This is a genomic window from Sphingobium algorifonticola (assembly GCF_004005485.1).
In the GTDB taxonomy this organism is placed as follows: domain Bacteria; phylum Pseudomonadota; class Alphaproteobacteria; order Sphingomonadales; family Sphingomonadaceae; genus Sphingobium; species Sphingobium algorifonticola.
This window is the reverse complement of sequence record NZ_RZUL01000002.1, coordinates 180473-194826: the sequence shown is the minus strand read 5'-3', so window position 1 is coordinate 194826 and position 14354 is coordinate 180473. Positions and strand designations below refer to the sequence as shown.

15 protein-coding genes and 1 tRNA gene are annotated in these 14354 nt (G+C 64.4%); 3 read left to right on the top strand and 13 right to left on the bottom strand.

The window, feature by feature from the left end; genetic code table 11:
* Positions 1-8: 8 nt before the first annotated feature.
* The 3 genes from ENE74_RS05995 to rimP form a co-directional block, all read right to left on the bottom strand.
* Complete coding sequence (locus ENE74_RS05995) at positions 9-749, bottom strand: DUF448 domain-containing protein (protein ID WP_127689859.1); 741 nt, start codon at positions 747-749, stop codon at positions 9-11.
* A gap of 159 nt (positions 750-908) precedes the next feature.
* Positions 909-2516 carry a transcription termination factor NusA gene (nusA, locus tag ENE74_RS05990; RefSeq protein WP_127689857.1) on the bottom strand — a complete coding sequence of 536 codons (1608 nt, stop codon included), beginning with the start codon at positions 2514-2516 and terminating at the stop codon, positions 909-911.
* A 9-nt stretch (positions 2517-2525) separates the two neighbouring features.
* Positions 2526-3050: a ribosome maturation protein RimP gene (rimP, locus tag ENE74_RS05985; protein ID WP_127689855.1), complete on the bottom strand. Its 525-nt coding sequence runs from the start codon at positions 3048-3050 to the stop codon at positions 2526-2528.
* Between the two features lie 190 nt (positions 3051-3240).
* Between rimP and ENE74_RS05980 the strand changes: the two genes are divergently transcribed.
* Positions 3241-4371, top strand: a complete 1131-nt coding sequence (locus ENE74_RS05980; protein WP_127689853.1) for a PQQ-dependent sugar dehydrogenase — start codon at positions 3241-3243, stop codon at positions 4369-4371.
* Here ENE74_RS05980 and ENE74_RS05975 read toward each other — a convergent pair.
* The 4 genes from ENE74_RS05975 to ENE74_RS05960 form a co-directional block, all read right to left on the bottom strand.
* Positions 4368-5093: an extensin-like domain-containing protein gene (locus tag ENE74_RS05975; RefSeq protein ID WP_127690558.1), complete on the bottom strand. Its 726-nt coding sequence runs from the start codon at positions 5091-5093 to the stop codon at positions 4368-4370. The two genes, ENE74_RS05980 and ENE74_RS05975, sit on opposite strands and share 4 nt — an antisense overlap.
* A 2-nt stretch (positions 5094-5095) precedes the next feature.
* Positions 5096-5887, bottom strand: a complete 792-nt coding sequence (locus ENE74_RS05970; RefSeq protein WP_127689851.1) for an NUDIX hydrolase — start codon at positions 5885-5887, stop codon at positions 5096-5098.
* A 174-nt stretch (positions 5888-6061) separates the two neighbouring features.
* Positions 6062-7387, bottom strand: a complete 1326-nt coding sequence (locus ENE74_RS05965; RefSeq protein WP_127689849.1) for an ABC1 kinase family protein — start codon at positions 7385-7387, stop codon at positions 6062-6064.
* A 93-nt stretch (positions 7388-7480) separates the two neighbouring features.
* A tRNA-Ala gene (locus ENE74_RS05960) sits at positions 7481-7556 on the bottom strand.
* Positions 7557-7704: 148 nt separating this feature from the next.
* Between ENE74_RS05960 and ENE74_RS05955 the strand changes: the two genes are divergently transcribed.
* Positions 7705-8703, top strand: coding sequence for an NADP-dependent oxidoreductase (locus ENE74_RS05955; protein ID WP_127689847.1), 999 nt, complete (start codon positions 7705-7707; stop codon positions 8701-8703).
* Between the two features lie 48 nt (positions 8704-8751).
* Here the strand turns inward: ENE74_RS05955 and ENE74_RS05950 are convergent, their stop codons facing one another.
* Positions 8752-10170: a DEAD/DEAH box helicase gene (locus ENE74_RS05950; RefSeq protein WP_127689845.1), complete on the bottom strand. Its 1419-nt coding sequence runs from the start codon at positions 10168-10170 to the stop codon at positions 8752-8754.
* A gap of 134 nt (positions 10171-10304) precedes the next feature.
* On the bottom strand, positions 10305-10733 hold the full coding sequence (locus ENE74_RS05945) for a hypothetical protein (protein WP_241241854.1): 429 nt from the start codon (positions 10731-10733) through the stop codon (positions 10305-10307).
* Positions 10734-10826: 93 nt separating this feature from the next.
* On the opposite strand from ENE74_RS05945, the gene ENE74_RS05940 reads away from it, so the two are divergent.
* Positions 10827-12266, top strand: a complete 1440-nt coding sequence (locus ENE74_RS05940; protein ID WP_127689843.1) for an FAD-binding oxidoreductase — start codon at positions 10827-10829, stop codon at positions 12264-12266.
* Here ENE74_RS05940 and ENE74_RS05935 read toward each other — a convergent pair.
* From ENE74_RS05935 to ENE74_RS05920, 4 genes are all read right to left on the bottom strand, one after another.
* Positions 12223-12696, bottom strand: a complete 474-nt coding sequence (locus ENE74_RS05935; protein ID WP_127689841.1) for a hypothetical protein — start codon at positions 12694-12696, stop codon at positions 12223-12225. The genes ENE74_RS05940 and ENE74_RS05935 overlap by 44 nt on opposite strands.
* A gap of 60 nt (positions 12697-12756) precedes the next feature.
* Positions 12757-13137 (bottom strand): hypothetical protein, encoded by a 381-nt coding sequence (locus ENE74_RS05930; protein ID WP_127689839.1) that lies wholly within the window; start codon positions 13135-13137, stop codon positions 12757-12759.
* 86 nt (positions 13138-13223) lie between these two features.
* Entirely contained in the window at positions 13224-13775 is a 552-nt protein-coding gene (locus ENE74_RS05925) for a GbsR/MarR family transcriptional regulator (protein WP_127689837.1), read from the bottom strand.
* Between the two features lie 69 nt (positions 13776-13844).
* Positions 13845-14294 carry a cupin domain-containing protein gene (locus tag ENE74_RS05920; protein ID WP_127690556.1) on the bottom strand — a complete coding sequence of 150 codons (450 nt, stop codon included), beginning with the start codon at positions 14292-14294 and terminating at the stop codon, positions 13845-13847.
* Positions 14295-14354 lie beyond the last annotated feature (60 nt).

Sequence of the window (14354 nt, the reverse complement as noted above, 5' to 3'; positions counted from 1 at the left end):
GACTGAACTTAACCCTTCACTTGCGTCATCTGGGCGCGCGAACCATCCAGTTCGCAGGCCAATTCCTGATTCTGATCGGCCGGAACGCCCAAAGCGGCGGTATCTGCCCCCGACAAGGGGGTGACCGCGCGCGAAGGCGCCGCATTAGCGCATCCGAGATAGCTTTGCCAGCGCCCAAGGGCGCTGTGCAGCCGGGCGGCGGCCTTCTGGTCGGTAACGGCGATGTGGACGACATTTTCGCGTCCCATCGCCTTAGATAGGGCGTCGCGACCGACGGGCAAGACAATCCCGGCCTTGTCACTGCCTTCGGCATCTTCACCCACGCGCCATGCCTGATCGAGCTTGCGACTGCCGTCGGGCCGCGCATCGGCAGCATGATAAAGCTGCGTCACCTGCCCGCGGCGCGCGGCATCCTCGATCTTGGCCGATCCGGTCAGCAGCATCGATGCCTTCGCCTCCAGCCCCAGCCGGTCGAGCAGAGCATCGCGCAGGGCCGTGTCGATCCGTTCGGGCAGATCGTCGGGAATGGCAATATCGCTTGTCTTGAACGCGCGGACGAGCGCGCCCTTCAGCTTGCCTTTGGCAAAGGCCTTTTCCAGCTCGGCGCGCGAGACACCGATCCATGCGCCACGACCGGGCGCCTTGGCACGCGGATCGACCGCAACCTGACCATCGGGGCCGAGCGCCAGACGCACGAGTCCATCGGGATCGGCACGATCGCCCGAGAGGATGCAGCGGCGTTCAGTCATGACAAAAATCCTCCCCTGCAAGGGGAGGTGGCAGGCGAAGCCTGACGGAGGGGTGTCCCCGCTATCGAGAGGGTGATACCCCTCCACCACCGCTTCGCGGCGGTTCCCCTCCCCTTCCAGGGGAGGATTACCGTCGTCGTCAGTTCAACGCTTAGCGTGTCATTGGGGGGTTTCCGCAACAGCGTCCTCCCCAACATCGGTAGCTTCATCCTCGAACCAGTGCGCGCGGGCGGCCATGATGATTTCGTTGCCCTGCTCGTCGCTCAGGCCATATTCGGCCAATATGCCGCCCTTGTCCTCGACGCTTTCCTTGCCGCGACGACGCGCATCCACGCGCTTCTTGGCAATCAGCTCATCGGTGGCGAGATCGGCGAGATCGTCCAGCGTCTTGATGCCCGCCTTGCCGAGGGTCACCAGCATCGCTTCGGAGAGATGCGGCATTTCGGCAAGCGCATCTTCCACGCCCATGCCGCGCCGTTCCTCGCGCGCAGTCGCCTCGCGACGCTCCAGCGCCTCGAGCGCGCGGCTTTGCAGTTCCTCGGCGAGCTCATCATCGAAGCCTTCGATGCTGGCTAGCTCGTCGATCGCGACATAGGCGACTTCCTCCAGCTCCCCGAAGCCCTCGGCCACCAGAAGCTGCGAAAGCGTTTCATCGACGTCCAGCTCGTTCTGGAACAGCTCGGACCGCTGCACGAACTCCTTCTGGCGCTTTTCGCTGGCGTCCGCCTCGGTCATGATGTCGATCGCAGAGCCGGTAAGCTGGCTGGCGAGGCGCACATTCTGGCCGCGGCGGCCAATGGCCAGCGACAACTGATCGTCGGGCACCACCACTTCGATGCGGCTTTCGTCCTCGTCGATGACGACGCGGCTGACGGTCGCGGGCTGAAGCGCATTGACGACGAATGTCGCGGTATCTTCCGACCAGGGGATGATGTCGATCTTTTCACCCTGCATTTCCTGCACGACGGCCTGCACGCGGCTGCCTTTCATGCCGACGCAGGCACCGACCGGGTCGATGCTGCTGTCGCGGCTGATGACGCCGATCTTCGCGCGGCTGCCCGGATCGCGCGCGGCCGCCTTGATCTCAATGATGCCGTCGTAGATTTCGGGCACTTCCTGCGCGAACAGCTTTTTCATGAAGTCGGGATGCGCGCGGGACAGGAAAATCTGCGGCCCGCGATTTTCCCGGCGGACATTGAGGATGATCGAGCGGATGCGATCGCCCACGCGGACGACTTCCCGCGGGATCTGCTGATCGCGGCGGATGACGCCTTCGGCCCGCCCCAGATTGACGACGACGTGGCCGAACTCGACCGACTTGACCACGCCGGTGATGATTTCGCCGACGCGATCCTTGAACTCTTCATGCTGGCGCTCCCGCTCCGCATCGCGGACCTTCTGGAAGATGACCTGCTTGGCGGACTGCGCGTCGATGCGGCCCAGATCGATGGCGGGCAGTGGGTCGACGATGAAGTCGCCGACGGTCGCGCCGGGTTGAAGCTTCTGGGCCGCTTTCAGATCGACTTGCTTGAAATAATCCTCGACCGCCTCGACCACTTCGACAACACGCCACAGACGCAGATCGCCGCTGTCGGGATCAAGCTTGGCACGAATGTCGTTTTCCGCACCATAGCGGGCGCGCGCGGCGCGCTGGATCGCGTCCTCCATCGCTTCGATGACGATCGCCTTGTCGATCATCTTTTCCGATGCGACCGAGTTGGCGATCGCGATCAGTTCGGCCTTGTTGGCGGAAATGGCGTTGGCCATGGCTGAAACTTATCCTTCCGTTTCGATCTCGTCCGCGCCCTCGGAGGACAGCGGCATGGTAGCAGAAATGAGTGCGTCGGTCAGCACCAGCTTCGCGCTGGTGATGTTGACGAGGGGAATCTCCACCCGGCCGACCTTGGCATCGACCAGATGGACGATATCGCCTTCGATCCCCTTGAGGATACCCTTGAGCGTCTTGCGACCTTCCACCGCTTCCTCGACGGTGATGCGGGTTTCATGGCCCTTCCAGTCGTCATAGTCGTGCGGGCGCGTGAGCGGACGGTCGATGCCCGGCGAGCTGACTTCGAGGCGATAGGCGTCCTCGATCGGGTCAGTCTCGTCCAGCAGATCGGACAGGCGGCGGGAAATGGCGGCGCAATCCTCGATCACCAGTTGTCGCGTCACCGGATTTTCGGCCATGATCTGAAGCGTGCGGTCGTCGCCCGACCCGAACAGCTTTACCCGCACGAGATCGAAGCCCAAGGCCTTCACCTCCGGCGCAATCATCTGTGTCAGGGCAGCGATATCCGCCATCGAAACTCCGCATTGAAACCATGAAGGCTTGTTGCCGCCGCACCCGTCCGGGCCGACCCTTGCATGTGTAACGATGTAAGGAAGCGAACTGCGATATAGGCAGATGAGAGGACCAAGGCAACCTTATTTGCGCACGGGCATTTCCGGCTGTACCCTGCACCTGCATCACCAGCATCCGGAGTATCGTTCCATGCGCCAGTCCCCCTTGAGCTTTGCCCTTCCATTCGCGCTGCTGGCCTGCGCGGGGGGCGGGGCCGCCAACAGCCAGGAAACGCCCAAGCCGTTCAAGACCGCCACGATCGCCGATTTCGATGCCCCCTGGGCCATGACCTTCCTGCCCGACGGGCGCATGCTGGTGACGGAGAAAAAGGGCGAAATGCTGCTGTTCGATCCGAAGAACGGCACGAAAATCCCGGTGGCGGGCATCCCGACGGTTGATAGCGCCGGTCAGGGCGGATTGATGGATGTGGTCCTTTCCCCTGACTTCGCGCGGGACAAGACCGTCTATTTCAGCTTTTCGGAAGCCGGCGCGGACGGCAAGGGCGTGGCGCTCGCCACCGGCAGTTTCGCGCAGGCAAGCGACGGCAAGGCGATGCTGGACAATGTGAAAATCATCTTTCGGGCAACACCCTATGTTTCGGGCAACGGCCATTATTCCGGCCGCATCGCCTTTTCGCCGGATGGCAAATATCTGTTCTTCACCAATGGCGAGCGGCAGAAGTTCGATCCCGCGCAAGACCCCAAGGCGACATTGGGCAAAGTGCTGCGCCTCAACCGGGACGGCACCCCGGCCGCAGGCAATCCGCTGGCGGCCAGGGGTTTCCATCCGGCGGTCTGGTCCTATGGCCATCGCAACCTTCTGGGCATCGCCTTCGATGACAAGGGGCAGCTTTGGGAACAGGAAATGGGGCCGAAGGGCGGCGACGAAGTAAACCTCATCAAGCCCGGCCTGAATTATGGCTATCCTGCCGTATCCAACGGCGATCATTATGACGGCCGCGACATTCCCGATCACAGCGCCAGCGACGGTTACGAACCGCCCAAGCTCTGGTGGAATCCGGCGATTTCGCCTGGCGGCCTGGCCTATTACAATGGCGCGATGTTCCCCGCATGGAAGGGATCGCTGTTCATCGGCGGCCTTTCCAGCAAGGCGCTTATCCGGGTGAAGATCGATGGTACCAGCGCCACCAAAGCCGACCAGTGGGACATGGGCGCGCGCATCCGCGAAGCCGAACAGGGACCGGACGGTGCCTTGTGGGTGCTGGAAGACGGCGGCAGCGGATCACAGGGCAGGCTGCTGAAACTGACACCGGCTGGCTAGCGGCATATGCGCCCGCCCATGGCGCCACGTTCCGCCTGATCGAGGTGGAAATGGTCGGCATGGGCGGCATTATAGTCCGGCGACAGCACCGTCGCGAACAGATCGCATGCCCCGTCGCGGACGGCGCGCAGGAACAGGGCGTCGCGGTCCGTTCCCGACCAGTCGCCCACCACCCGCACACGGCGTCCGTCGGTCAGCACGAACCCGGCAATGTCGATGGCGTCTGCGGTCGCATGCTCGCTGAAACGCCCGGCGCTGCGTCCGTACATGCGGCGGCAGTTGAAACTGCCCAGCGTTTCTATCTGACGCACCCCCTGCCCGTAGATCCGCTGCGCGGCAGTTTCGACGACGTGCCATTCCCATAATTTGAGGGCGGCGGCCACCGGGCAGGATGGTGCGACGTCTCCGGGTGACAGCGCGATGGCCCCGGCGTTTGGCCGCAAGCGGACCGCATCGCCATGCGCGCACTGCCCCGCCCCGCGTGGACCCAGCGCGACATAGGCGATACCGGCCCGGTCGAGCGCCGCGCGGCAGCCAGGATAATCCTGCGTCAGCGCCGCCAGCTTGCGCCCGGTAAAAAGGCCCACGGGCTGCGCCAGATCGAGCGGCGTCCAGGGCATGTCCTGCGGCCGGGCACGGGACAGCGCATAAAGCGACAGCCCCGCAGCGGCGGCCAGCACAAGCCAGATCAGTCCGCGCACAAGACGATAGACACGGCGCACCATCAGCTCCGCATGGCGCTTTCGATCGGTTCGGCGGTGACCGGATAGCCCAGATGGCCGGGTATGCAGAGATAAGCGCCATCGGCGCGTTCCTCCACCCACGGCACGATCTTTTCCACCGGCAGCGCGCGGGCATGGTCGAGGATCGCGGCGATGGAGGTAAACTGCGCCAGCCGCTCCAGATTGCGGCGAGTCGGATAGAGAATATGATGACCGCCAGACACGCACCGGTCGAGCACTGCACGGGCACTCGCCCAGAACAGGGCGACATGCTCGGTCGCATCCACGCTGGCGACGCCGGCTGCCGGATCGTGCCGCGCGATATAGAATCGCGCGTCGAAAATGCGCCGGACGCTCGCGCCTGCAATCGGGTGCCAGCGCGCAAACGGCGTGAGGGCTGACAGGTCGAGCGTCAGGCCCGCATCCTGAACGAGAGCCGAAAAGGCGGCGCCCGCCTGAAGATTCGCCCGCATCGCCGCCAGCATCGCCGGTCCGGCCCCGATCAGCCCGGGCGCCACCCCCGCTTCTTCCAGCGTTTCCCGGATCGCCGCGATGCGCACGGCCGCCTCGACAACGGGCAGGCCGCCATGCCATTGCGCCGCCAGCCGGTGATCGTCGGCGTCGACGGCGCCGCCGGGAAAGACCAGCGCCCCGGCGGCGAAGGCCATGGTTTCGGCACGCTGCACCATAAGGATTTGAGGCGCTCCGTCGGCATCTTGGCCCTCTACGCCGTCACGCAGAACGATGAGCGTGGCGGCATCGCGAGACGGCGGGGAGGAAGGCGCGGCAGTCATCTCATCCGCCTTATCGGCCCGGCCCTGGCTTGACAAATTGTACGACCTTATTGTCGCGGCTGTGCACATGCGGACGTCCTTTCGGTCGAGATCGACGCCGCCGTCGCCATCGCCTGCCCCGGCATACTGCCGATCCTGACCGGTCAGGACATGATCTAGCGCGGTGGCGCGGGCCTAAACGAATGGCTCCGCGAGGCCGCGCACGTCGACGCGCGCTTTAAGACGCGCCGCAAGCAGCGCCGTGCCGCTGATCTTGCGCTGAAGGAACAATGTTTCCGCAGGCGGTATGTGCCAGGCCTCGCGATCAGCCGCGACCGCCGCTCCCTGTTCGCGCAATACGCCCACAAAGGCGCGATCGCCAAAGTCGAACAGCCCGGTCTTGCGCGTTTCATGCAGGATCACGTCGATCATCCGGTCGATCAGCGGCCCATGCCGCTCCAGGATCGCCGGCTTGAGGAACCCGACGTCAAGCGACGCCTGCCGCACGGCGGCGCGGTCCCCCTCCAGCCCTGCCCGTACCAGCCGCCGATAGCCGTCGGCCGCTGCCGGATCGACAGGCCGCGCCGCCCCGAAATCCAGCAGCACCAGCCGCCCGCTTTCGGGCTGATACCGGAAATTGGCGAAATTGGGATCGGTCTGCATGAAGCCGAAGGTGAACAGCTCCCGCAGCACTAGGCCGATGAACTGCGCCATCGCCTGATCCCGATCGGCCTGCGGCGCGCTTTCCAGGCGTTCGATCGGCACGGATTCGATGAAGTCCATCGCGAGCACCCGCTCGGTCGTCAGCGCCGGATCGGCGGCGGGAATGACGAAGCGCGGATTGTCGGCGAGCAAGTTGGCATAGCGGCCCATCTGCTCGGCCTCGCGCAGATAGTCGGCCTCTTCATGCAACTGGCGCTTGGCTTCGCGCAACAGCGGCGCGATGTCGATTTCCCGCGGGAGCAGGCCGGACAGGCGCAGCAGCGTCGCGACATTGTCGACATCGGCATCGATGCTTTCCCGCACGCCGGGATATTGCACCTTTACCGCCAATATGCGGCCATCCTTGCGCGTGGCGCGATGCACCTGGCCGATCGATGCAGCCGCCAGCGGATGCGCCTCGAAATGGGCGACGCGCTGCCGCCATTGCGGACCCCAGGCGGCGGTGAGCACGGTGTTGAGTTGCGCCGGGGGCATATGATAGGCGCGATCGCGCAGCCGGGCCATGATCTCGGTCAGTTCGGCCGGCAGCATGTCGCCAGCGTCCATCGAAATCATCTGCCCCAGCTTCATCGCCGCGCCGCGCAGGCTGGACAACTGATCGGTCAGCCGCTTCGCATTACCGGGCGTCAGAAGCAGATCGCGCAATTGCGGCCGCTCACCCGAAGCCAGCTTGCGCGCGCCCTGCGCCAGCACATTGCCCGCAACGCCGCCCGCCAGCCGACCGAACGCACCAAAGCGGGCCATGCGGCCACTGGGGACGGCACGCGCGCGCCGGAAATCCTCGTCATCATGCGCCATCAACCAGAAGCCTCGCCCCGGTGCGAGACGGAATGTCCCCGCGATCCTGTTACCGTGGAAAATGGGGGGTCCAGCGCCGGACTTCAAGCAAGCTGGTGGAGCCGAGCGGGATCGAACCGCTGACCTCGTCATTGCGAACGACGCGCTCTCCCAACTGAGCTACGGCCCCAAGGCGCCCGGCTATAAGCGAGGCAATGGCACCGTGCAACGGTCTTTTATGTCGTGCATCTTCGGCCTGAGCGGCTCTATGGTGCAACCATTATCCGCCAGCGGCATTGCCCCTGCGGGAACGGCGCACACATCAAGGAGAGAATGACATGGCCAGAGCATGGTGCCTGACGTCGCGGCCCGAAGGCCTGCCCACCGCCGCCCATTTCGCCTTGCGCGACATGCCCGAACGGTCGCTGGAGGAAGGCGAAATCCGCGTCCGCAATCGCTGGCTTTCGGTCGATCCCTATATGCGCGGGCGGATGAACGCGGGCAAAAGCTATGTCGAGCCGTTCGGCATCGATGCACCGATGACGGGCGGCGCGGCAGGCGAAGTGACCGAAAGCCGCCATCCGGGCTTTGCGGTCGGCGACAAGGTGCTCCACATGGGCGGCTGGCGCGACGAGGCGATCGTCGACAAGGCGCTGACGCCCGTAAAGCTGCCCGACAGCGACGTGCCGCTCGAATCCTTCCTGCACGCCATGGGGCTGACCGGGGCGACGGCGTGGATCGGCCTGCTGAAGGTCGCGCAGGCGCAGGCGGGCGACCGGGTTTTCGTGTCCGCCGCCGCCGGAGCCGTCGGCTCGATCGCCGTGCAGATCGCGAAAGCCAAGGGCATGACCGTCATCGGATCGGCCGGCGGGGCGGAAAAATGTGCGTGGGTGAAGGCGTTGGGGGCGGACGCGGTGATCGATTATCGCGCTGGCCCGGTGCTCGACCAGTTGCGGCAGGCGACGCGAGACATCGACGGGCGCATCGACGTCTATTTCGACAATGTCGGCGGCGATCATCTGGATGCGGCGCTGGCCTGCAGCACAAAGGACGCCCGCTTCGCCATCTGCGGGATGATCGGCGGCTATAATGACGCCAACCCGCTGGCGCTCCACTTTTCGCGGATGATCATCGTCAACCGCATCCGCATCGCAGGCTTCCTCTATTCGGACCATCTGGCCGATCTCCCTGCTTTTCAGGCGGACATGGGCGCGATGCTGAAGAGCGGGGACGTGACGCCGCGGCATACGATATTCGACGGGCTGGAGCAGGCACCCGATGCATTTCTGGGCCTGTTCAGCGGCGCGAATATGGGCAAGATGCTGATAAAGCTGTGACGGCGGGGTTTTCAGCGAGCGGCCTGTAGTCCCTGTCCCCGGCGATATTCAGGCCGCGTCGCTGTTGAAGCCGAAAGCCAGGAAGCTCGGCATCGGGCCGTTCCAGCCGTCATCCGGGCCATCGTCGTCCTGTGCATGGCGCCTGCGCGGCGCAGGGGCCGATCGTGCAGGCTCCGCGCGGGGCGGCTCTGGCCGTCTTGCGGGGGCGGGAGCAGGAATGGCGGCGGCGCGCTCCTGCTCGACAACAGCCTCCTGTGCATCGGCCTTTGCCTTGCGCGGCGGGCGCTTGCGCTTGGCTGGGGTTGCCTTCGCCTCGCTATCGGCAGGCGCGGCGATCGCGTCCGCAGTCTCCTCGGCCCCGCCGAAGACCGGAATCTTCGTGCCGATCAGCTTCTGGATATTATCCAGCGCCTCGGCATCTTCCGGGGTGACGAAGGTGTAGGCGACGCCCTTGGCCCCCGCGCGCCCGGTCCGGCCGATGCGGTGGACGTAATCGTCGGGATGCCAGGGCGCATCGAAATTGAACACATGGCTCACGCCCTTGATGTCGAGGCCCCGCGCCGCAACGTCGGACGCGACCAGCACGTTCACGTCGCCGCGCTTGAACCGGTCCAGCTCGGCAATGCGCGAACCCTGGTCCATGTCGCCATGGATTTCGCTCGACCGCACACCGCTGCGCTGCAATGCCTTGTTGAGATCGCGCACGGTCGTCTTGCGGTTGCAGAAGATGATCGCGTTGGTGACGTCTTCCGCCTCCAGCATGGCGTACAGCCGGTCGCGCTTCTTGCGCGCATCCACCTTCACCAGCCATTGCGTGATGTTGATGCTGGCGGAGGCGGGCCGCGCGACTTCGATCGATTTGGGATTGGACAAGAACTTGTCTGCCAGTTTCTTGATGACCGGCGGCATCGTGGCGGAAAACAGCAATGTCTGCCGTTGGGCGGGCAGCTTTGTGCAGATTTCCTCGATGTCGGGGATGAACCCCATGTCGAGCATCCGGTCCGCTTCGTCGATCACCAGCAGCGAGCAGCCGTTGAGCATGATCTTGCCGCGGCCGAACAGGTCCATCAGGCGACCGGGCGTCGCGATGAGCACATCGACGCCCTTTTCCAGCGCCGCCAGTTGATCCCCCATCGATACGCCGCCGATCAGCAAGGCCATAGAGAGCTTGTGATATTTGCCGTATTTCTCGAAGTTTTCGGCGACCTGCGCGGCGAGTTCGCGGGTCGGCTCCAGAATGAGCGAGCGCGGCATGCGTGCGCGGCTGCGGCCGTGGGCGAGAATGTCGATCATCGGCAGCACGAAACTGGCGGTCTTGCCGGTCCCGGTCTGGGCGATACCGATGATGTCCTTCATCATGAGGACGGAGGGGATGGCCTGCGCCTGGATAGGCGTGGGCGTGTCGTAGCCGGCCTCCGTGACCGCCCTCAACAATTCATCGGATAGGCCGAGATCGGCAAAATGCATTCATGTGTCCGGAATAAAGGAGGCAGGCACCAGTGCGTCGCCCCATGTCAAAGCTGGCTCGCCCTTGCGGAAATACCGGCCGATTGTCAAGAAATACCGGCCCCGCAGCGCCCTATTCTCCGCAACCTCGATCCTCAGCGATCGGGCACCAGCCGCCGGAAGCTGTCGACTTCGCAGGCCATGCCGCTGCGCGCCTGAATGTCATCCCGCCCGGCACACAGCGAGCCGTCAGCGGTCGGCTCGATATAGAAGCCGGCGTAGAAGTCCGCCGCGCGGCACCGCTTTGCGAAGCGGGCACGATATCGCTGGCTGTTGGTGAGGATCAGGTCAACGCTGTTGCGGGCACCGAGCGCCGCCGACCGGATCGACCGGATCGCAATGCAGCGGGGCCCCTTTTTCTCGTCCCATTCCTGCGGCACCGGCGGCGGCGGCGCAGGACGGCCCGCGCGCGGCGGTGCGACCAGCGGCACGCGGATGATGACGCGCCGCTCGATCGCAAGTTGTGCCAGCATGACGGGCGCATCCGCAAAGGACGCACTCATCGGTGCCAGCAACAAGGCCATGGCGGAATGAAACAACGGCAAACCCCTTTATGGGGGTCATGCCCTAAGCAAGCACGGTTGAACAACTGATGAATTGCAGGCCATAAGGCCGTCATGATTCCGACCGACACTCTCGCCCATTTCGCGGCCCTGCTCGGCCCGAAAGGCTTTACGGACGATGCCGAGGCCATCGCCCCATGGCTGACCGACTGGCGCGGGCGCTATCATGGCGCGGCGGCAGCGATGCTGTCCCCCGCATCGACTGCGGAGGTTGCCGCCTGTATGGCGCTGGCGGCGGAACGCGGCATTGCGCTGGTGCCGCAAGGCGGCAACACGTCGATGGTGGGCGGCGCGACACCCCCGGACGACGGCAGTGCGCTGATCCTCTCGCTCCGCCGGATGAACAGCATTCGGAGCATTTCGGCGGACGACAATCTGGCGGTGTGCGAGGCTGGCGTCATCCTCTCCGTCCTGCATGACGCTGCCGCCGCGATCGGCCGCCGCTTTCCCCTGAGCCTGGGTGCGAAGGGTTCCGCCACGATCGGCGGTCTTATCTCGACCAATGCCGGGGGTACGCAGGTGCTGCGCCACGGCACGATGCGCGCGCTCGTCGAAGGGATCGAGGCGGTGCTGCCCGACGGGCGCATCTACGACGGGCTGGCCGCATTGAAGAAGGACAATCGCGGCTATGACATCAAGCAACTGCTGATCGGCGCGGAGGGCACGATCGGCATCGTGACTGCCGCCTCGCTGCGCCTGGTCCCGGCAATCGCGGATCGCGCGGTCGGCTGGGTCGGCGTGGAAACCCCCGAACAGGCGCTATCCCTGCTGCGGCTGCTCGAAGCGCGGCTGGGCGATATCGTCGAGGGGTTCGAAGTGATCGCCGACGACGGGCTGGGCCATGTCCTCTCGCACATTCCGGGAACACGCTGTCCCATCGAAACGCGCACGCCATGGCATGTGCTGATCGAAGTCGATCTGCCCGATATCGGCTCCCCGTCCGCGGCGGAACGGCTGGAGGCGGCGCTGGCCGAAGGGCTGGCGGACGGGCTGGCGCTCGATGCTGCGATCGCTGCCAATGATGCGCAGGCCGAAGCCTTCTGGCGCATCCGCGAATCGCTGTCGGAAGCGGAACGCGCGCAGGGCCCCGCGCTGCAATATGACATCAGCGTACCGGTCGCGCGCATGCCCGCGTTCATGACGGAAGCGGCGGCGGCGGCGCAGCGCGCATTTCCGGGCACGACTGCATCCTCCTTCGGTCATCTGGGCGACGGCAACGTCCATTTCCATGTCCGCGCGCCGAAAGGGACCGACGACGGCCCGGCCTGGATCGCCGCGCAGGGTCAGGCCATCAACGCCTTTGTGCATGATGCGGTGGTGGCGTCGGGCGGGTCGATTTCCGCCGAACATGGCATCGGGCAGATGAAGCGCGGCGAACTCGCCCGCCTCGCCAGCCCTGCGCATCTCATGTCCTTGCGCGCGATCAAGGCGGCGTTCGATCCCAAGGGCATTATGAACCCCGGCAAGCTGGTGCCGATGGCGGGAGAGGGATGAGGTCGGTCATGCCTTGCGGTGTCCACCGCAACCAGCGGCTGCACAACCATCCGCACAGCGCCGATGTCACGACAAGGCCGAATGCCAGCGACGGCTCGCTGTCGCCAAGGTCCAGCAGGGCCGCGACGATGCCGCCCTTGACACCGCCAGCGATGGCCCACGCCGCGGACGAGCGCACCACGGGCAGATGTTTGCCGAGATAGGTCATCAAGAGTGCGCCGATCGCATTGACCGGCAAGGCGACGATCGCCCCCAGCAATGTCGCGGGGATCAGCGCCAGGCAAAAGACGCCGACTGCCTCGGCCGTGACGACGATGGCCGCAGGCAACCGCAGATAGAGAGACGCAAGCGTGGTCACGGTCACGAACACCGGCCCCGCAGCGACGGCGGCGACGCAGATGCCCGGCATGATGGAACCGGAATAAGGCATGGCATTCACTCCAGCAGGGTCCGGCGCGGATCATCTGCACGACCGCGCCGGTCGGCCCTGTCATACAGCGGCGGTGGCGGCGTTCTGCTGATCGGTCAGCCACCCGTTCACCTTGCGCCCGAAATGCGCGATCGCGCCCATGTTGAAGAAGTGCATCGCCCCCAGCACGATGACCGCAAGGCCCACTTTGCCGCTGAGGAAGCGGATCGCATCGGGAATGCTGTGCGGTTCTGCGCCCAGGCTGAGGGTAAGGGTGATGAAGCCGATATTCACGAGGTAGAAGCCGACGACCAGAAGATGGTTGGTCGACCGGGCAAGCTGGCTGTCATGACCAAAGCACTGGATGAGGAACACCTCCCCATTTTTCGACAAGGTACGTGCCACCCAGACGGTGATGCCGATCGTGATCGCGAGATAAAGCGCATAGGCAGTTTCAACCATGGTCTTGTCCTTTTCATTCCGTAATTTCTGTAAAAAGAGAAATTATGGGGCACAGTTATGGCGGGTGCGGCATCATCGTTCCCCTCTCAGTCTTTCGGAATAGCGCCTCGGGGCGAGACGAACCGGGCGATCTTGCCGCCCAGTTTCATCAGCGTCACCAATGTGGGCTTCGGCAGCTTGCGCACCTGATCGTACCAGTTGCCCAATGTGCTCATGAACTCATGCATCCGGGTAATCCGCTCCCGCACATGGCGCGGCGCGGCGCTATCCTTCGCGATGCGTTCCGCCAGTTCCTGCAACAGCGCGATCGTCGGGTCGATCTCCCGCCGCTTGCGTTCCTCGGCAATCCGCAGGAGCATGTCCCATAAGTCGGTTTCAGCAGTGAAATGATCGCGCCGGTCGCCTTCGATATGTACCCGGCGGACGATGTTGTAGCCTTGCAGTTCCTTGAGACCCGTCGAGACGTTCGACCGGGCAAGGCCAAGCTGGTCCACGATATCATCCGCCGAAAGCGGCCCTTCGCTGAGGTAGAGCAACGCGTGGATCTGCGACACGGACCGATTGACGCCCCATTGCGTGCCCATTTCCCCCCAATGGAGAATGAAAGCTTTGGCATCGGGAAGGTTCATCAGGTTCATATCGATTCTTTCTGTAAAAACAGAAATTACAGATTATACCGTCCGATGCAAGACAATAATGTCACCGGCTCAAAATCCTGACCCGTCCTTTCGCCTGAACCCCTGTCCATCATCAAAAATATGCATGTCGATATCGGGGTAATGGCAGGCGCCTGCCGCCGGGCGACCGATGGCGACGAACAGGCAATCCGCGTCACTCTCGTTGATGAGGTGATGGCCGTTCCCGTCATTCTTGGGAAAAGCGGCGATGTCGCCGGGCCGCATCACCGTGCGGCCCGTGTCGTCCACCAGCACCGCCTCGCCCGCCAGCATGACGACCAGTTCGTCCTCCGCCGCGTGCCAGTGCCGCTGGGAGGACCATGCGCCGGGCTTCAGCACGACATGGCTCACCCCGAAATCGGTCAGGCCCGCCGCGGGTGCCAGCCTGCGATAGAAGCGCCCGGCGACGGCCTGCGCATATTCGGGCGGATAGCCGGTGCGATTGGTTTGTTCGATGGCGGCAAGATCGATCTTCGGCATTGCGGCACTCCATTTCATCACGGGCTGGCTCATCAAGGGCTGGCTGGTCAAGGTCCGCTT